The sequence below is a fragment of the Ruminococcus albus AD2013 genome (genome assembly GCF_000526775.1).
In the GTDB taxonomy this organism is placed as follows: domain Bacteria; phylum Bacillota; class Clostridia; order Oscillospirales; family Ruminococcaceae; genus Hominimerdicola; species Hominimerdicola alba_A.
The window spans coordinates 1-18563 of record NZ_JAGS01000006.1; the positions used below are offsets into that span (position 1 = coordinate 1).

Sequence of the window (18563 nt, forward strand, 5' to 3'; positions counted from 1 at the left end):
TCGAGAAAGAGGACAGAAGAGTAAACGCTAAGAGCCTGCTGGGTATTCTTTCACTGGGTATCGTTGGCGGTACTACTATCAAGATCATCGCTGACGGCGCTGACGAGGAAGAAGCTGTAAAGGGTCTGGTTGATCTGGTTGACAGCGGCTTCGCTGAGGAAGCAAGATAATTTCGATCTGAATAAAAGTGACAGACTGTCCATACGGCAGTCTGTTTTTTTGTTAAAATGCACCTCGATCGATGCTTATCAACAAAATGTTCAATGGTTACAAAATAGTATCGCTCATGTAGAATTTCATTGGCTGAATTTGTTGAAAATACACAATGAGACTTTCGATTTTACAATATATTCACACATTCGGGAGAAAAATATGTTACAATTTGTAACATATCGAAAGCTCGAATGGGTGATTTCGGTCAAAGTGAAAAGTTTTTTTGAGAAATCTACGCTTTTTAATATAAAAGACTTGCAAAATCCTGATTTTTTTGTTATAATTATTGTAAGGCGAATGTTTTGCTATTAAAAGGGCAAAACAAAACCACGACAATAAAATTTGCAAGTAGAGGGGATCAAATTATGTCAACAGATTATTTCAAAGCGTTGTTCATCAGATGCGAGACACTATCGACTGCGTTATCGGTGTAATTGACGAGACTGCGACCATTAATCGCCTGCTCGGAACTGGCACAGGTAGGTTACAACTAATGAGTTCGTTTCGCTCGATTCTGGGAAGACTCCCATGATATCTTTGTGCGTGACGGGCTACACCTACAAGCCTTTCGGCGCTCACATGAAGCCCGATTATGCTGTATTCGTTGAAGGCACTGACGAAGTGGCTGCAAAGTATGCGAGCATACTGGCTATCACTCTGTCCAGCATCAAGCAGTATTATGATGAGAAGTACGACAAGAACAACTTCATCAAGAATGTTGTACTCGACAATGTTCTGCCCGGTGATGTTCATGTCAAGGCGAGAGAACTGCACTTCAGCTCGGATATCTCGAGAGTTGGTTCTGCTTATAAGGATCGTTTCTTCAAACGATGTTTTCTGCATACGATGTTATCCAGAACCTGTTCCCCGACAAGACAAGGATTTTGTCTTCAATATAACCGAGAGCGACATCGTACTGGTAAAGGAAGTTGCCGCAGGTGTTGAGACAAAGGATCTGGAAAAGCTGGCAAGAAGTATCTCGGAATACTCTGTCAAGCGAATTCTATACAAGAGTAAATGTCGGCATCGGTACTGTTATCGAGGGCGTCAGGGATCTTGCGCGTTCTTTCAAGGAAGCTCAGGTATCTCTCGAAAGTCGGCAAGGTGTTCGATACTGACAAGAATATCGTTTCCTACGATGATCTGGGTATCGCTAGGCTGATATACCATCTGCCTACTACCCTGTGCGAGACTTTCCTGAAGAAGTATTCAAGAAGGGCTCTATAGATTCTCTCGATCACGAGACACTGTTCACTATACAGAAGTTCTTCGAGAACAACCTGAACGTGTCCGAGACTTCGAGAAAACTGTTCGTACACAGAAATACTCTTGTGTACAGACTTGAAAAGATCAAAAAACTCACCGGGCTCGACCTGAGAGAGTTTGACCACGCGATCATTTTCAAGATCGCACTCATGGTGAAGAAGTATCTCTCCGCCAACCCCGTCAAATTCTAAGGAAAAGCCTGTGGGTACGGGCGTTTATGTCCGTAAACTTTAAGGCGGTGTAAAATTTTGGTAGAGTTTCAGGATGTGTCGGTCACCTATAATTCAAGCGGTGTCGATGCGTTAAAACAAGATCAATCTCAAGATCAATGACGGCGATTTCGCTTTCGTGGTCGGACCCTCGGGTGCGGGTAAATCCACCCTTATCAAGCTGGTACTTAAAGAAATAGATGCGACCAGCGGAACTGTTCTGGTAAACGGCTTCAATCTGAAAAAAACTCAGAAGAGGCAAAGTACCTGCGCTGAGAAGAACTATCGGCGTTGTATTCCAGGATTTCAGACTTATACCAACTATGACGGTATATGAGAACGTGGCATTCGTGCTGCGTGTTATAGACGCTCCCGCAAAGTATATCAGGAGCAGAGTACCTTATGTTATAAGCCTTGTAGGTCTTTCGGACAAGGCTAAGTGTTATCCTACCGAGCTTTCGGGCGGTGAGCAGCAGCGTGTGGCATTGGCAAGAGCCCTTGTCAACGATCCCCAGCTGATAATCGCGGATGAGCCTACGGGTAACATCGACCCTGCGCTTTCTTACGAGATAGTTGAGTTGCTGAAAAGCATCAACGAATGCGGTACCACCATACTGATGGTAACTCACGAGCATGATCTGGTGCGCTATTTCGGCGGACGTATCATCAATATCAACAAGGGAAGCATTGACTTCGATGAGGTAGTAGGAGGTGCGCAGGATGAAAGCTAGCAGCCTTCGTTACCTTGTCCATCAGGGCGTTTCAGGTATATGGAAAAACAGGATGATGACTTTCGCTTCGTTCTGTATATTGCTTGTCAGCCTGCTTATGGTCGGTCTGGCGAGCCTTACCGCGATAAATCTCACAAGGATAATAAGCGGTATCGAAGACAAGAGTGAGGTAGTAGTCGTTATAAACGACAATGCTACCGAGGAAAACGAAAAGGAACTGAAAGAGCATCTCAAGGCTATACCCAATGTTAATACGATAGAGCTTTACAGCAAGGAAGAAGCCTGGAAGGGTATGCTCGACAGTATGACAGAGGAAGAACGCGCATTTTTCAAGTATGCGGATGAGAACCCTCTGCCCGACACTTACAGACTGACTGTCAAGGATATTGAGATAATGAGTGATACCACCGCTCAGATCGAAACACTTGACTACGTTGATTCCACACAGTCACCTACATCTTTTGCAGATGTGCTTATCAGTATCAGAAGAATATTCTCGATAATAGCTGTGGCTGTTGTGTCTGCACTTGTCGTAGTAAGTCTGGTAATTATCTCCAATACCACCAGGGCAAGCGTTTTTGCAAGACGTAAGGAGATAAATATAATGAAATATGTCGGCGCGACCAATGCGTTCATAAGGATACCTTTCTTTGTGGAAGGCATGATAGTTGGTCTGGTTGCGGCTATCGGTGCGCTGCTTATGACAAAATTTGCCTATGAGGGTGTTTACAACATCTTCAGTGATGACTCGGTAATATGGGTCATCATGGGTATGAAGAAGCTCTACTCATTCAAGGAGCTGCTGTTCCCCGTAAGTATATCTTATCTTGCAGCAGGTGCCGTTATCGGCGCAGTAGGTACTTCTATCAGTACAGGCAAACACCTCAAGGTGTAATAACAATAAGCGCGATAAGGGAGATAAAGCGCTTATCGAATTGACAGATCAGGCAGGGGACGGGGTCGATCGTTTTCTGCCTTTTTCTTTAGGAAATTGTTTGGGCATTTTTCTGAACAAACAAAAAATCGACGTTTTGTGTAAAGATCCTGCGGAATAAAAAAGATAGAAATACCCGCAGTATTACGGAGGAATTCAAAATGAGCAAACTGACAGGCTTTAAGAAGGCAGCAGCGTGTACAGCAGCTGTAATTATCTGCGCTTCAGCTTTTTCAGGTGCAGGTAACGGTATGATCAATGCGGACCGCGGTCATGCGTTGAGTTCGGAGCTTCAGGATAATTATAAGGATATCGCTTCAAAGAAGAAGAACATCGATGAACTTATAGCTAAGCAGGAAGAACTCGACAAGAAAATTGCCGATACCAAGAACGATATCTCTGCAGAGCAAGAAAACAAGGAAGCTATCGAGGAGCAGATAGCAACAGTACAGAAGACTATACTCGCACTGAATGAGACTATTTCTGAAACCCAGGACGAGATATCTGCACTGGAGGTCTCAATTGCGGAGAAAGAAGTTCAGGTAGCTGAACAGCACGAGCAGATAGTACAGGGCGTGGGCGATTTCAAGGTAAGGCTCAAGGCTATGTACGTTGCAGGCAATAATACATATTCGGATATCATCATCGGTGCTTCGGATTTTTATGATATGCTCATGAAGATGGAACTGGTCAAGAGAGTTGCCGAGCACAACGATGATAATATGAATAGATGATCTTATCGCACTGAAGGATCAGTATGAAAGCGGGACGAAGGCTGAAACTCAATGCGCAGAAGGCTTGAACTGGAAGTTAAGCAGGCTGATCTTGAAACACAGAAGGAAGCTAACGAAAAGGCAGAGGGGACAAGCTTGCCTCAGCCTTGTTTTTCGGAGAGCCCAGATCAGTATCGATATAGATGAGTGAGAATAAGGAAACTGTATGAAACAATCTTGCTATAATTGAGCAGGAGAGGAAAGCAGTTGAGAAGGACCTTGATGACCTCTATAAGGAAGCGTCAGGCGATCAAGGGCTGAAGAAAAGAAAAAGGCTGACGAGGAGAAGGGCTCGTCAGGAAGAAGAACCGCAGGAGAAAGGGAAGAAGAGGAAAAGGCTCGTGAGGAAAGCCGAAAAGCGTCAGCGCGAGGAAGAATGGCCAAGAAGGGCTGAGCAGGACGATAACGGACGTTCAGGACAACGATGATGTTGACGATAACGGCGGAAGCAATAATGTTGACGCAGATGACGGCGGACATTAGCAAAACAGCGCATCGGATGATGATGACAGCGCCGAATACGTTCCCACCCCGCACCGGCACCCTCGGCGGGCAAGAATGCGGCTTACGGCTACACAAACTCGAAGTCCAATCTGACATGGCCTGTACCCGGTCACTATAATATCTCCTTTTGGATTTGGCTGGCGTAACTCCGGTTCCCTTTACGGCAACCACAAGGGTATTGATATCTATGACAAGCCAGATATACAATGCAGAGATCTGTGCGGGCTTGAGGAAGGTACAGTCATAAGAGTTGAGAACTACTGTACTCACGATTACGGCAAGAACTACTCTTTGCGGCTGCGGCGGGCGGATACGCAGATTACTGCATTATTGAGCATCCGATGGAAAGTGGACACTTTACGGTCCATGCAAACAATATCAATCGTATCTGTTGGTCAGCACGTAGAAAAGGAGCAGGTAATCGGTTATGTCGGCCTCTACGGGTCCATTCTACCGGACCTCAATACCCATTTTCCGAGGTACAGGTAGATATGGGCGGGCTATAATGGCTCAGGTTGACCCCTTCTAACTATGTATAATTTCTGTTAGTATCAAGCGGCATAGATAATATGCCGCTATGATGCTTTTACAAGCTTCTTCCTTTTTTGCCTAAAAGGAGTGTAAAATGAGCAAGCGTAAGGGCTTTATTAGGATACTGTCGCTTGTCGGCGGCGGTTTGCATAACGGTTCACTGCGGTCAGCAGCGGTATAAACGCTGAAAAGGTCCAATGCGGATTATGACTAACGGGTTTATGATTACGGCTACGAACTATGGCGGATATACAAACTATGATTACAGCGGCGGCTATGGCTACGATACCTACAGCGGTGACTACGGGTTACAGGTGATGATTACGGCTACAGCGGAGATGATTACGGTTACAGCGGTGGACTATGGTTACAGCGGTGATTATAGTGGTGACCTTACGGCCTGGACAGACCCGAATCAGACCTGGACCGATTCCTGATCAGACATGGACGGACAACGGACAGTCCGGGGACGACCGATAATACAGCAGTGACACAGACACCTGCTGGACAGCGGGGCTGTCACGGGGAAGAGCGGATGTTACAAAGCACGCTGAGGATCTGAGTATATCATCGGCAAGCCAGTCGGCACTGAAAGTTGGAGATATCCGATGCGGAGACTGCCTATCCGTGAGGGAGGAAAAGAATGCTCAAGAGCATCAGAGAAAGCGCAACGGAAGAGCTGGATAACGAGCCTGTATATCTCAACAGGTCGGATGTCAGTGCTGGAATTGCAGGTCAACAGCAAACAGGCGTGAACTTGACCGTAAATAAACGGCAATATCGAAAAACGGCGTGGAACGCCTGAAATGAGGGATGAGGGCCTCTTTTATCTTTCGGGCTCCGATTCCTTAATACCACGGTACTTGCTGAATCCAACAGCTTTATGATATCCTTATGGCGCATGGAGCTTATCAAGGCGCGTAGCGGAACATGATGACCGAATAATCGAAGAACCTTTACGCTTTTGCAGGATACCTGTCAGGCAAAGCAGGCAAATCTTGATAAACAGCAGGCTGAACTTGACAAGCAGTATGCTCTGTTTGATGCGAAGAAAGCAAAGCTTGATGAGATATACAATTCATCGGCACAGGCTAAGGGAACTTCTTAGAGAAAAGCAGAAGAAACTGAAAGAGCAGGAAGCTCAGTTCAATCTGGAGAAGATAAAGACAGCTGAAAGTCTTGGCGCGATATTAATGCCGGACTATCGGTTGCTGTGCCTTTCGATGAAGAAGTTGCGGCGACGGAAGAACTTGCCAACGAGGAGGCTGAAAGAACTTCACGAGAACATCAAGCAGCGTGTCAAGGACGGCGAGGAAGATACCCGAAAATGAGCCGACTTATACCTTTGCATGGGCCTGTTCCTCAGGACTATACCATAAATTTCGGGCGTGGGCGCGCGCTGGGGGCACTTACCATAAGGGCGGTTGATATCAACGGCGACCACGGATATGAGATACACGCCTGTGAGACAGGTACTGTCCATAATGACGGAACACAACCTGTAACCCATGGACTACGGCCAAGTACGAATCCTGCGGCTGCGGCGGCGGGATTATGGCAACTTCATAATAATCGACCACGGCAATGATTTTCCTGACCCTGTACGGACATCTTACAAAGGTGCTTGTTGAACCCGGCGATGTTGTAAGACAGGGCGACCTTATCGGACTGATGGGTACAACGGGTTATTCCACAGGCGATCATCTGCATCTGGAGATAAGGTATCAGGGATATGTGCTCAATCCTATCAATTATCTGGATCTGACTATTGATCCTAACGGCGGTGACAGACCTCTTGTTAACGATAAGGACGAAGATAGCCATTACCGTTGTTGAGACTAACAAGGGACAAGAAGGACGAGAGTTCCAAAGCTGACGAGGAAAAAGAAGAACGAAAGCTCCAAGGCTGAAGAAGATAAGAAGGTCGAAAGTTCAAAGAAGGAAACAGACTCCAAAAAAGGAGACCGATCCCAACGATGACTGAGTCCCTCGGGCAGAGGGTACATTTGATGTATGCTTTGCTGTTACAGTGAGAAAAAACATAATATTATCAGCAGGCGGAAATGTGATGTTTCCGCCTGCTTTTTAGCGTGTTTGCGGAGATTTGCGGGAAGTTTTTCTGGTCAGCAGACAGCAGCCCTTTCAGGGTTGACTAAACGGTGGAAATATGTTATAATTATATAAATTTTTATTGTAGGGAATGACCCAAATTCCCGACAAGTGCTGTGTATCGGAGAATACCCGAAAAACAGCGGAAAAAGGAGGTAGTCTTTTATGAAAAATGACAGTCAGTCAGGCTATGGTCCGAATGTTTGAAGGCAGAGGAGATAAAGGTCGTCTACGGCTACCCAGGTGCGGCTATCTGCCCGTTTTACGATGCTCTGCTTGACGCTGACAAGGATATAAAGCACGTTCTGGTAAGGCATGAAGCCAACGGCGGTCATGCAGCCAGCGGATACGCAAGGATATCGGGAAAGGCCCGCGGTCTGTATAGCGACTTCCGGTCCCGGTGCGGTGGAACCTGATAACCGCCATCGCAACAGCTTTATGCTGATTCCATACCGATAGTCTGCATAACAGGTCAGGTAAACACCGACCAGATAGGTTCCGATGTCTTTCAGGAGGCTGACGTAACAGGTGCGGCTGAACCCTTTGTGAAACACAGCTATCTTCTTAAAAACCCCGATGATGTGGGCAGAGGTGTTCAAGGAAGCTTTCTATATCGCAGGTACGGGCAGACCCGGCCCTGTGCTGATAGATGTGCCAATGGACGTTCAGAAGATGATGGTGGATTTTCAAATATCCCAAAAAAGTGCGAGATACGCAGCTACAAGCCCACAGGCAAGGGCAACGCTTTGCAGGTGAAGAGAGTCACCGAAGCGCTGAGAACAGCTGAAAAGCCCCTTATATGCATCGGCGGCGGTGTGTTCGCTTCAAATGCACAGAATGAGGTAGTTGAGCTTTCAAAGAAGCTGAACATACCGGTTATCACAACCATGATGGGTATATCCGTTTTTGCAGACGAAGACCCTCTTTATGTGGGCATGATAGGTACTCACGGTACAAAGCTGGCGAATTACGCTGTGAACGCTTGTGATACCCTGTTCCTGGTGGGTGCCCGTGTGGGTGGACCGTGCTGTCAAAACGCCCCTGGAACTGGAAAAAGATACCAAGATACTCCCACATAGATATCGACCCTGCGGAGATAGGCAAGAATATCGGTGCTGACCTGCCGCTGGTAGGCGATGCGAAAATGGTACTCAGGCAGATGCTTGATTATCTTGAAAAGCACCCCGAGGGCAATGCAGACCATACAGAGTGGCTGAAAACACATCGATGAAAAGCGCGTGCCTGCGGAGTTTGTAAAGCCTGTCAAGGGTACTGTCAATCCCAAGGAGTTCTTACAGAGACTTTCCGAGCGTATGCCTGCGGACGTTAATATCTGCGCTGACGTCGGACAGAACCAGATATGGGACAAGCAGATATCAGTTCAAAAAGGGCGGCCGCTTCCTGACATCAGGCGGAATGGGTACTATGGGATATTCTCTGCCTTGTGCCATAGGCGCTAAAATGGCGGACGAGAGCCGTATAACCGTAGCTGTCCTGCGGTGACGGCGGTTTTCCAGATGAATATGATGGAGCTGGCAACTGCGGGTGGCAGTATGGTGTTGATGTCAAGGTGGTAGTATTCAAAAATACAAGGCTCGGCATGGTAAGAGAACTTCAGACCAAAGGGCTTACAACGACAGACAGATGGCGGTATTCCTTGACGGTTCACCTGATTTTGTAAAGCTGGCTGAAGCTTTACGGCATACCTGCAATAAGGGTAAACGGGATAAGAAGTCCCGAGGAAAAGGCTATCGAGAAAACTGGCGACCGAGAAAGGTTATGCTGGTGTGCGAGGTAGTCGTTGACAAGGATTTCCCCACGCTTTAAGAGGTGCGATATGCTGCATTATAAGATACTCAGTTACGGCAATGACTTCGACTGGGGGACTGCTGGTAGGTCTTATCTCCCTGAGAGATGAGAACGAGATAGACAGGCAGTTTGAAAAAAGGCTGAACAGTCTTGAAAAGGAAGAACCCCTTTGCCGATGATATGTCCGCAAGGCTTATGGCTGAGCTGGATAATTCCCGAAGGACAGGGGAGTATGCTGTCATACGCCTAAAGGCAAGGGCTGCATAACCTGTCTGGCTTCTTCGATCAAATTCGGGCTGATGGTGCTGGATTCGGAGAAGGACGGACAGCCTGTCATAACAAAGGCGGGAAGCTGTCAATGGCAGGTGCTGGAATGGCTGTCGGAGAGAGGTGAACATACTCTTGTGCTGACGGACAACGAGTGCGGTCAGCTGAGAGAGGTGCTCTCGCTGGTCGCTGGTCCAACAGGCGATGGCTGTACAACTGGAATATCAAAGGGTAACAGAATATAAAATAACTCCCGGCTTCCACCCAGCACCCTCGTGCCGATTCTATAATTAGTCGCCATGCCCCCCCCCGACACCCCCGCCCCCTCGTTCTAACATGCCCCCCCCGCCCCCCCTCCATTGACAGCTCCCGCCTTTGTTATGACAGGCCTGTCCGTCCCTTCTCCGAATCCAGCACCATCAGCCCGAATTTGATCGAAGAAGCCAGACAGGTTATGCAGCCCTTGCCTTTAGGCGTTATGACAGCATACTCCCCTGTCCTTCGGGAATTATCCAGCTCAGCCATAAGCCTTGCGGACATATCATCGGCAAAGGGTTTCTTCCTTTTCAAGACTGTTCAGCCTTTTTTCAAACTGCCTGTCTATCTCGTTCTCATCTCTCAGGGAGATAAGACCTACCAGCAGTCCCCCAGTCGAAGTCATTGCCGTAACTGAGTATCTTATAATGCAGCATATCGCACCTCTTAAAGCGTGGGGAAATCCTTGTCAACGACTACCTCGCACACCAGCATACCTTTCTCGGTCGCCAGTTTCTCGATAGCCTTTTCCTCGGACTTCTTATCCGTTACCCTTATTGCAGGTATGCCGTAAGCTTCAGCCAGCTTTACAAAATCAGGTGAACCGTCAAGGAATACCGCCATCTGTCTGTCGTTGTAGCCCTTGGTCTGAAGTTCTCTTACCATGCCGAGCCTTGTATTTTTGAATACTACCACCTTGACATCAACACCATACTGCACCGCAGTTGCCAGCTCCATCATATTCATCTGGAAACCGCCGTCACCGCAGACAGCTACGGTTATACGGCTCTCGTCCGCCATTTTAGCGCCTATGGCACAAGGCAGAGAATATCCCATAGTACCCATTCCGCCTGATGTCAGGAAGCGGCCGCCCTTTTTGAACTGATATCTGCTTGTCCATATCTGGTTTCTGTCCGACGTCAGCGCAGATATTAACGTCCGCAGGCATACGCTCGGAAAGTCTCTGTAAGAACTCCTTGGGATTGACAGTACCCTTGACAGGCTTTACAAACTCCGCAGGCACGCGCTTTTCATCGATGTGTTTCAGCCACTCTGTATGGTCTGCATTGCCCTCGGGGTGCTTTTCAAGATAATCAAGCATCTGGCCTGAGTACCATTTTCGCATCGCCTACCAGCGGCAGGTCAGCACCGATATTCTTGCCTATCTCCGCAGGGTCGATATCTATGTGGAGTATCTTGGTATCTTTTTCCAGTTCCAGGGGCGTTTTGACAGCACGGTCCACCCCACACGGGCACCCACCAGGAACAGGGGTATCACAAGCGTTCACAGCGTAATTCGCCAGCTTTGTACCGTGAGTACCTATCATGCCCACATAAAGGAGGGTCTTCGTCTGCAAAAACGGATATACCCATCATGGTTGTGGATAACCGGTATGTTCAGCTTCTTTGAAAGCTCAACTACCTCATTCTGTGCATTTGAAGCGAACACACCGCCGCCGATGCATATAAGGGGCTTTTCAGCTGTTCTCAGCGCTTCGGTGACTCTCTTCACCTGCAAAGCGTTGCCCTTGCCTGTGGGCTTGTAGCTGCGTATCTCGCACTTTTTGGGATATTTGAAATCCACCATCATCTTCTGAACGTCCATTGGCACATCTATCAGCACAGGGCCGGGTCTGCCCGTACCTGCGATATAGAAAGCTTCCTTGAACACTCTGCCCACATCATCGGGGTTTTTAAGAAGATAGGCTGTGTTTCACAAAGGGTTCAGCCGCACCTGTTACGTCAGCCCTCCTGAAAGACATCGGAACCTATCTGGTCGGTGTTTACCTGACCTGTTATGCAGACTATCGGTATGGAATCAGCATAAGCTGTTGCGATGGCGGTTATCAGGTTCACCGCACCGGGACCGGAAGTCGCTATACAGACCGCGGGCTTTCCCGATATCCTTGCGTATCCGCTGGCTGCATGACCGCCGTTGGCTTCATGCCTTACCAGAACGTGCTTTATATCCTTGTCAGCGTCAAGCAGAGCCATCGTAAAACGGGCCAGATAGCCCGCACCTGGGTAGCCGTAGACGACCTTTATCTCCTCTGCCTTCAAACATTCGACCATAGCCTGACTGACTGTCATTTTCATAAAAGACTAACCTCCTTTTTCCGCTGTTTTTCGGGTATTCTCCGATACACAGCACTTGTCCGGGAATTTGGTCATTCCCTACAATAAAAATTTATATAATTATAACATATTTCCACCGTTTTAGTCAACCCTGAAAAGGCTGCTTGTCTGCCCTGACCAGGAAAACTTCCGCCGCAAATCTCCGCAACACGCTAAAAAGCAGCGGAAACATCACATTTCCGCCTGCTGATAATATTTATGTTTTTTTCTCACTGTAAACAGCAAAGCATACATCAAATGTACCCCTCTGGCCCCGAGGACTCAGGTCATCGTTGGGATCGGTCTCCTTTTTGGAGTCTGTTTCCTTTCTTTGAACTTTCGACCTTCTTATCTTCTTCAGCCCTTGGAGCTTTCGTTCTTCTTTTCCTCGTCAGCTTTGGAACTCTCGTCCTTCTTGTCCTTGTTAGTCTCAACAAACGGTAATGGTATCTTCGTCCTTATCGTTAACAAGAGGTCTGTCACCGCCGTTAGGATCAATAGTCCAGATCCAGATAATTTGATAGGATTGAGCACATATCCCCTGATACCTTATCTCCAGATGCAGATGATCGCCTGTGGAATAACCCGTTGTACCCATCAGTCCCGATAAGGGTCGCCCTGTCTTAACAAACATCGCCCCGGGTTCAACAAGCACCTTTGTAAGATGTCCGTACAGGGTCAGGAAATCATTGCCGTGGTCGATTATTATGAAGTTGCCATATCCGCCGCCGCAGCCGCAGGATTCGTACTTGCCGTAGTCATGGGTACAGGTTGTGTTCGTCATTATGACAGTACCTGTCTCACAGGCGTGTATCTCATATCCGTGGTCGCCGTTGATATCAACGCCCTTATGGTAAGTGCCCCAGCGCGCGCCCACGCCCGAATTTATGGTATAGTCCTGAGGAACAGGCCATGCAAAGGTATAAGTCGGCTCATTTTCGGGTATCTCCTCGCCGTCCTTGACACGCTGCTTGATGTTCTCGTGAAGTTCTTTCAGCCTCTCGTTGGCAAGTTCTTCCGTCGCCGCAACTTCTTCATCGAAAGGCACAGCACCGATAGTCGGCATTAATATCGCGCCAAGACTTTCAGCTGTCTTTATCTTCTCCAGATTGAACTGAGCTTCCTGCTCTTTCAGTTTCTTCTGCTTTTCTCTAAGAAGTTCCTTAGCCTGTGCCGATGAATTGTATATCTCATCAAGCTTTGCTTTCTTCGCATCAAACAGAGCATACTGCTTGTCAAGTTCAGCCTGCTGTTTATCAAGATTTGCCTGCTTTGCCTGACAGGTATCCTGCAAAGCGTAAAGTTCTTCGATTATTCGGTCATCATGTTCCGCTACGCGCTTGATAAGCTCCATGCGCATAAGGATATCATAAAAGCTGTTGGATTCCAGCAGTACCGTGGTATAAGAATCGGAGCCCGAAAGATAAAGAGCCCTCATCCTCATTTTCAGGCGTTCCACGCCGTTTTCGATATTGCCGTTTATACGGTCAAGTTCACGCCTGTTGCTGTTGACCTGCAATTCCAGCACTGACATCGACCTGTTGAGGATATACAGCTCGTTATCCAGCTCTTCCGTGCGCTTTCTGATGCTCTTGAGCATCTTTTCCTCCTCACGGATAGCAGTCTCCGCATCGGATATCTCAACTTTCAGTGCCGACTGCTTGCCGATGATATACCTCAGATCCTCAGCGTGCTTTGTAACATCGCTCTTCCCCGTGACAGCCCCGCTGTCAGCAGGTGTCTGTGTCACTGCTGTATTATCGGTCGTCCCCGACTGTCCGTTGTCCGTCCATGTCTGATCAGGATCGGTCCAGGTCTGATTCGGGTCTGTCCAGCCGTAGTCACACCACTATAATCACCGCTGTAACCATAGTCACCGCTGTAACCGTAATCATCCCCGCTGTAGCCGTAATCATCACTGTAACCGTAGTCACCGCTGTAGGTATCGTAGCCATAGCCGCCGCTGTAATCATAGTTTGTATATCCGCCATAGTCGTAGCCGTAATCATAACCGTAGTCATAATCCGCATTGACCTTTTCAGCGTTTATACCGCTGCTGACCGCAGTGAACGTTATGCAAACCGCCGCCGACAGCGACAGTATCCTAATAAAGCCCTTACGCTTGCTCATTTTACACTCCTTTTAGGCAAAAAGAAGAAGCTGTAAAGCATCATAGCGGCATATTATCTATGCCGCTTGATACTAACAGAAATTATACATAGTTAGAGGGGTCAACCTGAGCCATATAGCCGCCCATATCTACCTGTACCTCGAAATGGGTATGAGGTCCGGTAGAATGACCCGTAGAGCCGACATAACCGATTACCTGCTCCTTTTCTACGTGCTGACCAACAGATACGATGATATTGTTTGCATGACCGTAAAGTGTCCACTTTCCATCGGGATGCTCAATAATGCAGTATCTGCCGTATCCGCCGCCGCAGCCGCAAGAGTAGTTCTTGCCGTAATCGTGAGTACAGTAGTTCTCAACTCTTATGACTGTACCTTCCTCAGCCGCACAGATCTCTGCATTGTATATCTGGCTGTCATAGATATCAATACCCTTGTGGTTGCCGTAAAGGGAACCGGAGTTACGCCAGCCAAATCCAAAGGAGATATTATAGTGACCGGGTACAGGCCATGTCAGATTGGACTTCGAGTTTGTGTAGCCGTAAGCCGCATTCTTGCCCGCCGAGGGTGCCGGTGGCGGGTGGAACGTATTCGGCGCTGTCATCATCATCCGATGCGCTGTTGCTAATGTCGCCGTCATCTGCGTCAACATTATTGCTTCCCGCGTTATCGTCAACATCATCGTTGTCCTGAACGTCGTTATCGTCCTGCTCAGCCTTCTTGGCATCTTCCTCGCGCTGACGCTTTTCAGCTTCCTCACGAGCCTTTTCCTCTTCTTCCTTCTTCCTGCGTTCTTCTTCCTGACGAGCCTTCTCCTCGTCAGCCTTTTTCTTTTCTTCAGCCTTGATCGCCTGACGCTCCTTATAGAGGTCATCAAGGTCCTTCTCAAACTGCTTTCTCTCCTGCTCAATTATAGCAAGATTGTTTTCATACAGTTCCTTATTCTCACTCATCTTATCGATACTGATCTGGCTCTCCGAAACAAGCTGAGCAAGCTTGTCCCTCTGCTTTTCGTTAGCTTCCTTCTGTGTTTCAAGATCAGCCTGCTTAACTTCCAGTTCAGCCTTCTGCGCATTGAGGTTTCAGCCTCGTCCGCTTCATACTGATCCTTCAGTTGCGAATAAGATCATCTATTCATATTATCATCGTGCTCGGCAACTCTCTCTTGACCAGCTTCCATCTTCATGAGCATATCATAAAAATCCGAAAGCACCGATGATGATATCCCGAATATGTATTCATTGCCTGGCAAACGTACATAGCCTTGCAGCCTTACCTTGAAACCTCGCCCACGCCCTGTACTATCTGCTCGTGCTGTTCAGCTACCTGAACTTCTTTCTCCGCCAAATTTGAGACCTCCAGTGCAGATATCTCGTCCTGGGTTTCAGAAATAGTCTCATTCAGTGCGGAGTATTAGTCTTCTGTACTGTTGCTAATCTGCTCCTCCGATAGCTTCCTTGTTTTTCTTGCTCTGCAGAGATATCGTTCTTTGGTATCGGCCAATTTTCTTGTCGAGTTCTTCCTGCTTAGCTATAAGTTCATCGATGTTCTTCTTCTTTGAAGCGATATCCTTATAATTATCCTGAAGCTCCGAACTCAAGCCATGACCGCGGGTCCGCATTGATCATACCGTTACCTGCACCTGAAAAAGCTGAAGCGCAGATAATTACAGCTGCTGTACACGCTGCTGCCTTCTTAAAGCCTGTCAGTTTGCTCATTTTGAATTCCTCCGTAATACTGCGGGTATTTCTATCTTTTTTATTCCCGCAGGATCTTTACACAAAACGTCGATTTTTTGTTTGTTCAGAAAAATGCCACAACAATTTCCTAAAGAAAAAGGCAGAAAACGATCGACCCCGTCCCCTGCCTGATCTGTCAATTCGATAAGCGCTTTATCTCCCTTATCGCGCTTATTGTTATTACACCTTGAGGGGTGTTTGCCTGTACTGATAGAAGTACCTACTGCGCCGATAACGGCACCTGCTGCAAGATAAGATATACTTACGGGGAACAGCAGCTCCTTGAATGAGTAGAGCTTCTTCATACCCATGATGACCCATATTACCGAGTCATCACTGAAGATGTTGTAAACACCCTCATAGGCAAATTTTGTCATAAGCAGCGCACCGATAGCCGCAACCAGACCAACTATCATGCCTTCCACAAAGAAAGGTATCCTTATGAACGCATTGGTCGCGCCCGACATATTTCATTATATTTATCTCCTTACGTCTTGCAAAAACGCTTGCCCTGGTGGTATTGGAGATAATTACCAGACTTACTACGACAAGTGCAGACACACAACAGCCACAGCTATTATCGAGAATATTCTTCTGATACTGATAAGCACATCTGCAAAAGATGTAGGTGACTGTGTGGAATCAACGTAGTCAAGTGTTTTCGATCTGAGCGGTGGTATCACTCATTATCTCAATATCCTTGACAGTCAGTCTGTAAGTGTCGGGCAGAGGGTTCTCATCCGCATACTTGAAAAATGCGCGTTCTTCCTCTGTCATACTGTCGAGCATACCCTTCCAGGCTTCTTCCTTGCTGTAAAGCTCTATCGTATTAACATTGGGTATAGCCTTGAGATGCTCTTTCAGTTCCTTTTCGTTTTCCTCGGTAGCATTGTCGTTTATAACGACTACTACCTCACTCTTGTCTTCGATACCGCTTATTATCCTTGTGAGATTTATCGCGGTAAGGCTCGCCAGACCGACCATAAGCAGGCTGACAAGCAAATATACAGAACGAAGCGAAAGTCATCATCCTGTTTTTCCATATACCTGAAACGCCCTGATGGACAAGGTAACGAAGGCTGCTAGCTTTCATCCTGCGCACCTCCTACTACCTCATCGAAGTCAATGCTTCCCTTGTTGATATTGATGATACGTCCGCCGAAATAGCGCACCAGATCATGCTCGTGAGTTACCATCAGTATGGTGGTACCGCATTCGTTGATGCTTTTCAGCAACTCAACTATCTCGTAAGAAAGCGCAGGGTCGATGTTACCCGTAGGCTCATCCGCGATTATCAGCTGGGGATCGTTGACAAGGGCTCTTGCCAATGCCACACGCTGCTGCTCACCGCCCGAAAGCTCGGTAGGATAACACTTAGCCTTGTCCGAAAGACCTACAAGGCTTATAACATAAGGTACTCTGCTCCTGATATACTTTGCGGGAGCGTCTATAACACGCAGCACGAATGCCACGTTCTCATATACCGTCATAGTTGGTATAAGTCTGAAATCCTGGAATACAACGCCGATAGTTCTTCTCAGCGCAGGTACTTTGCCTCTTCTGAGTTTTTTCAGATTGAAGCCGTTTACCAGAACAGTTCCGCTGGTCGCATCTATTTCTTTAAGTACCAGCTTGATAAGGGTGGATTTACCCGCACCCGAGGGTCCGACCACGAAAGCGAAATCGCCGTCATTGATCTTGAGATTGATCTTGTTTAACGCATCGACACCCGCTTGAATTATAGGTGACCGACACATCCTGAAACTCTACCAAAATTTTACACCGCCTTAAAGTTTACGGACATAAACGCCCGTACCCACAGGCTTTTCCTTAGAATTTGACGGGGTTGGCGGAGAGATACTTCTTCACCATGAGTGCGATCTTGAAAATGATCGCGTGGTCAAACTCTCTCAGGTCGAGCCCGGTGAGTTTTTTGATCTTTTCAAGTCTGTACACAAGAGTATTTCTGTGTACGAACAGTTTTCTCGAAGTCTCGGACACGTTCAGGTTGTTCTCGAAGAACTTCTGTATAGTGAACAGTGTCTCGTGATCGAGAGAATCTATAGAGCCCTTCTTGAATACTTCCTTCAGGAAAGTCTCGCACAGGGTAGTAGGCAGATGGTATATCAGCCTAGCGATACCCAGATCATCGTAGGAAACGATATTCTTGTCAGTATCGAACACCTTGCCGACTTCGAGAGATACCTGAGCTTCCTTGAAAGAACGCGCAAGATCCCTGACGCCCTCGATAACAGTACCGATGCCGACATTTACTCTTGTATAGAATTCCGCTTGACAGAGTATCCGAGATACTTCTTGCCAGCTTTTCCAGATCCTTTGTCTCAACACCTGCGGCAACTTCCTTTACCAGTACGATGTCGCCTCTCGGTTATATTGAAGACAAAATCCTTGTTCTTGTCGGGGAAACAGGTTCTGGATAACATCGTATGCAGAAACATCGTTTGAAGAAACGATCCTTATAAGCAGAACAACCTCTCGAGATATCCGAGCTGAAGTGCAGTTCTCTCGCCTTGACATGAACATCACCGGGCAGAACATTGTCGAGTACAACATTCTTGATGAAGTTGTTTCTGTCGTACTTCTCATCATAATACTGCTTGATGCTGGACAGAGTGATAGCCAGTATGCTCGCATACTTTGCAGCCACTTCGTCAGTGCCTTCAACGAATACAGCATAATCGGGCTTCATGTGAGCGCCGAAAGGCTTGTAGGTGTAGCCGTCACGCACAAAGATATCATGGGAGTCTCCCAGATCGAGCGAAACGAACTCATTAGTTGTACCTACCTGTGCCAGTTCCGAGCAGGCGATTATGGTCGCAGTCTCGTCAATTACACCGATAACGCAGTCGATAGTGTCTCGCATCTGATGAACAACGCTTTGAAATAATCTGTTTGACATAATTTGATCCCCTCTACTTGCAAATTTTATTGTCGTGTTTTGTTTTGCCCTTTTAATA

Annotated in this window: 31 protein-coding genes and 4 pseudogenes; 18 read left to right on the top strand and 17 right to left on the bottom strand. The window is 47.3% G+C overall.

What is annotated here, in order from left to right; all coding sequences use genetic code 11:
* The 18 genes and pseudogenes from N773_RS0119245 to N773_RS23180 form a co-directional block, all read left to right on the top strand.
* Nucleotides 1-170: HPr family phosphocarrier protein (locus tag N773_RS0119245; RefSeq protein ID WP_024859242.1), on the top strand; the 170-nt coding region annotated here is incomplete at its 5' end.
* 443 nt (nt 171-613) lie between these two features.
* Nucleotides 614-1670: pseudogene (locus tag N773_RS23585) on the top strand (PucR family transcriptional regulator).
* A 57-nt stretch (nt 1671-1727) separates the two neighbouring features.
* Nucleotides 1728-2419: pseudogene (gene ftsE / locus N773_RS20860) on the top strand (cell division ATP-binding protein FtsE).
* Nucleotides 2409-3314: a permease-like cell division protein FtsX gene (gene ftsX / locus N773_RS0119275; protein ID WP_024858794.1), complete on the top strand. Its 906-nt coding sequence runs from the start codon at nt 2409-2411 to the stop codon at nt 3312-3314. Before ftsE ends, ftsX begins: the two are co-directional and overlap by 11 nt.
* A 200-nt stretch (nt 3315-3514) precedes the next feature.
* Entirely contained in the window at nt 3515-4087 is a 573-nt protein-coding gene (locus N773_RS0119280; protein WP_024859246.1) for a hypothetical protein, read from the top strand.
* Nucleotides 4088-4138: 51 nt separating this feature from the next.
* Entirely contained in the window at nt 4139-4273 is a 135-nt protein-coding gene (locus N773_RS23340; RefSeq protein ID WP_278245382.1) for a hypothetical protein, read from the top strand.
* 1109 nt (nt 4274-5382) lie between these two features.
* A complete protein-coding gene (locus tag N773_RS0119300) occupies nt 5383-5598 on the top strand; it encodes a hypothetical protein (protein WP_155250957.1) in 216 nt (71 codons plus the stop codon).
* A 206-nt stretch (nt 5599-5804) separates the two neighbouring features.
* Entirely contained in the window at nt 5805-5966 is a 162-nt protein-coding gene (locus N773_RS22460) for a hypothetical protein (protein ID WP_155250958.1), read from the top strand.
* A gap of 159 nt (nt 5967-6125) precedes the next feature.
* The gene (locus tag N773_RS22465; protein ID WP_155250959.1) at nt 6126-6269 is read left to right on the top strand and encodes a hypothetical protein; all 144 of its coding nucleotides are present in this window, start codon (nt 6126-6128) and stop codon (nt 6267-6269) included.
* A complete protein-coding gene (locus N773_RS22470) occupies nt 6226-6492 on the top strand; it encodes a hypothetical protein (RefSeq protein WP_155250960.1) in 267 nt (88 codons plus the stop codon). The genes N773_RS22465 and N773_RS22470 overlap by 44 nt, the downstream gene beginning before the upstream one ends.
* 253 nt (nt 6493-6745) lie before the next feature.
* On the top strand, nt 6746-6997 hold the full coding sequence (locus N773_RS0119320) for a M23 family metallopeptidase (RefSeq protein WP_024859250.1): 252 nt from the start codon (nt 6746-6748) through the stop codon (nt 6995-6997).
* Nucleotides 6998-7473: 476 nt separating this feature from the next.
* Nucleotides 7474-7686: a thiamine pyrophosphate-binding protein gene (locus tag N773_RS23345; RefSeq protein ID WP_024859251.1), complete on the top strand. Its 213-nt coding sequence runs from the start codon at nt 7474-7476 to the stop codon at nt 7684-7686.
* A gap of 336 nt (nt 7687-8022) precedes the next feature.
* Nucleotides 8023-8501, top strand: a pseudogene (locus N773_RS23160) (hypothetical protein).
* Nucleotides 8502-8508: 7 nt separating this feature from the next.
* Nucleotides 8509-8730 (top strand): hypothetical protein, encoded by a 222-nt coding sequence (locus N773_RS23165; protein ID WP_242840473.1) that lies wholly within the window; start codon nt 8509-8511, stop codon nt 8728-8730.
* Entirely contained in the window at nt 8696-8773 is a 78-nt protein-coding gene (locus N773_RS23355; protein WP_278245387.1) for a hypothetical protein, read from the top strand. Before N773_RS23165 ends, N773_RS23355 begins: the two co-directional genes overlap by 35 nt.
* Nucleotides 8760-8951 (top strand): thiamine pyrophosphate-dependent enzyme, encoded by a 192-nt coding sequence (locus N773_RS23170; RefSeq protein ID WP_278245388.1) that lies wholly within the window; start codon nt 8760-8762, stop codon nt 8949-8951. Before N773_RS23355 ends, N773_RS23170 begins: the two co-directional genes overlap by 14 nt.
* Entirely contained in the window at nt 8915-9097 is a 183-nt protein-coding gene (locus tag N773_RS23175) for a hypothetical protein (protein WP_024859253.1), read from the top strand. The genes N773_RS23170 and N773_RS23175 overlap by 37 nt, the downstream gene beginning before the upstream one ends.
* Nucleotides 9098-9378: 281 nt before the next feature.
* Nucleotides 9379-9591: a hypothetical protein gene (locus N773_RS23180; RefSeq protein WP_024859254.1), complete on the top strand. Its 213-nt coding sequence runs from the start codon at nt 9379-9381 to the stop codon at nt 9589-9591.
* A 133-nt stretch (nt 9592-9724) separates the two neighbouring features.
* On the opposite strand, the gene N773_RS22775 is transcribed toward N773_RS23180, so the two are convergent.
* The 17 genes and pseudogenes from N773_RS22775 to N773_RS20900 all read right to left on the bottom strand — a co-directional run bounded on the left by N773_RS22775 (nt 9725) and on the right by N773_RS20900 (nt 18505).
* Nucleotides 9725-9916, bottom strand: coding sequence for a hypothetical protein (locus N773_RS22775; RefSeq protein ID WP_024859255.1), 192 nt, complete (start codon nt 9914-9916; stop codon nt 9725-9727).
* A 132-nt stretch (nt 9917-10048) separates the two neighbouring features.
* Nucleotides 10049-10504: a thiamine pyrophosphate-dependent enzyme gene (locus N773_RS23185; RefSeq protein ID WP_347495560.1), complete on the bottom strand. Its 456-nt coding sequence runs from the start codon at nt 10502-10504 to the stop codon at nt 10049-10051.
* Nucleotides 10404-10727 (bottom strand): hypothetical protein, encoded by a 324-nt coding sequence (locus N773_RS23190; RefSeq protein WP_242840483.1) that lies wholly within the window; start codon nt 10725-10727, stop codon nt 10404-10406. The genes N773_RS23185 and N773_RS23190 overlap by 101 nt, the downstream gene beginning before the upstream one ends.
* Complete coding sequence (locus N773_RS23360; protein ID WP_278245383.1) at nt 10696-10959, bottom strand: hypothetical protein; 264 nt, start codon at nt 10957-10959, stop codon at nt 10696-10698. Before N773_RS23360 ends, N773_RS23190 begins: the two co-directional genes overlap by 32 nt.
* Nucleotides 10926-11282, bottom strand: coding sequence for a hypothetical protein (locus tag N773_RS23365; protein ID WP_278245384.1), 357 nt, complete (start codon nt 11280-11282; stop codon nt 10926-10928). The genes N773_RS23360 and N773_RS23365 overlap by 34 nt, the downstream gene beginning before the upstream one ends.
* Nucleotides 11283-11344: 62 nt before the next feature.
* Entirely contained in the window at nt 11345-11698 is a 354-nt protein-coding gene (locus tag N773_RS23370; RefSeq protein ID WP_024859260.1) for a thiamine pyrophosphate-binding protein, read from the bottom strand.
* A gap of 448 nt (nt 11699-12146) precedes the next feature.
* A complete protein-coding gene (locus N773_RS20880) occupies nt 12147-13466 on the bottom strand; it encodes a murein hydrolase activator EnvC family protein (protein ID WP_242840474.1) in 1320 nt (439 codons plus the stop codon).
* Nucleotides 13463-13846, bottom strand: a complete 384-nt coding sequence (locus tag N773_RS23200; RefSeq protein ID WP_242840475.1) for a hypothetical protein — start codon at nt 13844-13846, stop codon at nt 13463-13465. The genes N773_RS20880 and N773_RS23200 overlap by 4 nt, the downstream gene beginning before the upstream one ends.
* Before the next feature lie 82 nt (nt 13847-13928).
* Nucleotides 13929-14453: a M23 family metallopeptidase gene (locus N773_RS23205; RefSeq protein ID WP_242840481.1), complete on the bottom strand. Its 525-nt coding sequence runs from the start codon at nt 14451-14453 to the stop codon at nt 13929-13931.
* Nucleotides 14335-14799 (bottom strand): hypothetical protein, encoded by a 465-nt coding sequence (locus N773_RS23210; RefSeq protein WP_024859262.1) that lies wholly within the window; start codon nt 14797-14799, stop codon nt 14335-14337. The genes N773_RS23205 and N773_RS23210 overlap by 119 nt, the downstream gene beginning before the upstream one ends.
* A 173-nt stretch (nt 14800-14972) precedes the next feature.
* On the bottom strand, nt 14973-15098 hold the full coding sequence (locus N773_RS23375; protein ID WP_278245385.1) for a hypothetical protein: 126 nt from the start codon (nt 15096-15098) through the stop codon (nt 14973-14975).
* A gap of 180 nt (nt 15099-15278) precedes the next feature.
* Nucleotides 15279-15446: a hypothetical protein gene (locus N773_RS23215; RefSeq protein ID WP_242840476.1), complete on the bottom strand. Its 168-nt coding sequence runs from the start codon at nt 15444-15446 to the stop codon at nt 15279-15281.
* A complete protein-coding gene (locus N773_RS23220; protein ID WP_242840477.1) occupies nt 15424-15564 on the bottom strand; it encodes a hypothetical protein in 141 nt (46 codons plus the stop codon). Before N773_RS23220 ends, N773_RS23215 begins: the two co-directional genes overlap by 23 nt.
* Nucleotides 15561-16052, bottom strand: a complete 492-nt coding sequence (locus N773_RS23225) for a hypothetical protein (RefSeq protein WP_242840478.1) — start codon at nt 16050-16052, stop codon at nt 15561-15563. The genes N773_RS23220 and N773_RS23225 overlap by 4 nt, the downstream gene beginning before the upstream one ends.
* A 184-nt stretch (nt 16053-16236) precedes the next feature.
* A complete protein-coding gene (locus N773_RS23230) occupies nt 16237-16587 on the bottom strand; it encodes a permease-like cell division protein FtsX (protein WP_242840479.1) in 351 nt (116 codons plus the stop codon).
* An 80-nt stretch (nt 16588-16667) separates the two neighbouring features.
* The gene (locus N773_RS20895) at nt 16668-17342 is read right to left on the bottom strand and encodes a cell division ATP-binding protein FtsE (RefSeq protein ID WP_431602488.1); all 675 of its coding nucleotides are present in this window, start codon (nt 17340-17342) and stop codon (nt 16668-16670) included.
* 73 nt (nt 17343-17415) lie between these two features.
* Nucleotides 17416-18505: pseudogene (locus tag N773_RS20900) on the bottom strand (PucR family transcriptional regulator).
* Between the last annotated feature and the right edge of the window lie 58 nt (nt 18506-18563).

Excerpts from the sequence above, each read along its gene's own strand:
- N773_RS23205 (WP_242840481.1), bottom strand. The coding sequence starts at position 14,453 with ATGATGACAGCGCCGAATACGTTCCACCCGCCACCGGCACCCTCGGCG.
- N773_RS0119280 (WP_024859246.1), top strand. The coding sequence starts at position 3,515 with ATGAGCAAACTGACAGGCTTTAAGAAGGCAGCAGCGTGTACAGCAGCT.
- N773_RS23225 (WP_242840478.1), bottom strand. The coding sequence starts at position 16,052 with ATGTCGGGCGCGACCAATGCGTTCATAAGGATACCTTTCTTTGTGGAA.
- N773_RS23200 (WP_242840475.1), bottom strand. The coding sequence starts at position 13,846 with ATGAGCAAGCGTAAGGGCTTTATTAGGATACTGTCGCTGTCGGCGGCG.
- N773_RS23220 (WP_242840477.1), bottom strand. The coding sequence starts at position 15,564 with ATGAGCAAACTGACAGGCTTTAAGAAGGCAGCAGCGTGTACAGCAGCT.
- N773_RS23340 (WP_278245382.1), top strand. The coding sequence starts at position 4,139 with ATGCGCAGAAGGCTTGAACTGGAAGTTAAGCAGGCTGATCTTGAAACA.
- N773_RS23190 (WP_242840483.1), bottom strand. The coding sequence starts at position 10,727 with ATGCGAAAATGGTACTCAGGCCAGATGCTTGATTATCTTGAAAAGCAC.
- ftsX (WP_024858794.1), top strand. The coding sequence starts at position 2,409 with ATGAAAGCTAGCAGCCTTCGTTACCTTGTCCATCAGGGCGTTTCAGGT.
- N773_RS0119300 (WP_155250957.1), top strand. The coding sequence starts at position 5,383 with ATGATTACGGCTACGAACTATGGCGGATATACAAACTATGATTACAGC.
- N773_RS23370 (WP_024859260.1), bottom strand. The coding sequence starts at position 11,698 with ATGAAAATGACAGTCAGTCAGGCTATGGTCGAATGTTTGAAGGCAGAG.
- N773_RS22460 (WP_155250958.1), top strand. The coding sequence starts at position 5,805 with ATGCTCAAGAGCATCAGAGAAAGCGCAACGGAAGAGCTGGATAACGAG.
- N773_RS23180 (WP_024859254.1), top strand. The coding sequence starts at position 9,379 with ATGGTGCTGGATTCGGAGAAGGACGGACAGCCTGTCATAACAAAGGCG.
- N773_RS23355 (WP_278245387.1), top strand. The coding sequence starts at position 8,696 with ATGGGATATTCTCTGCCTTGTGCCATAGGCGCTAAAATGGCGGACGAG.
- N773_RS20895 (WP_431602488.1), bottom strand. The coding sequence starts at position 17,342 with ATGTGTCGGTCACCTATAATTCAAGCGGGTGTCGATGCGTTAAACAAG.
- N773_RS0119320 (WP_024859250.1), top strand. The coding sequence starts at position 6,746 with ATGATTTTCCTGACCCTGTACGGACATCTTACAAAGGTGCTTGTTGAA.
- N773_RS23175 (WP_024859253.1), top strand. The coding sequence starts at position 8,915 with ATGGCGGTATTCCTTGACGGTTCACCTGATTTTGTAAAGCTGGCTGAA.
- N773_RS22470 (WP_155250960.1), top strand. The coding sequence starts at position 6,226 with ATGAGATATACAATTCATCGGCACAGGCTAAGGGAACTTCTTAGAGAA.
- N773_RS23210 (WP_024859262.1), bottom strand. The coding sequence starts at position 14,799 with ATGAGTGAGAATAAGGAACTGTATGAAAACAATCTTGCTATAATTGAG.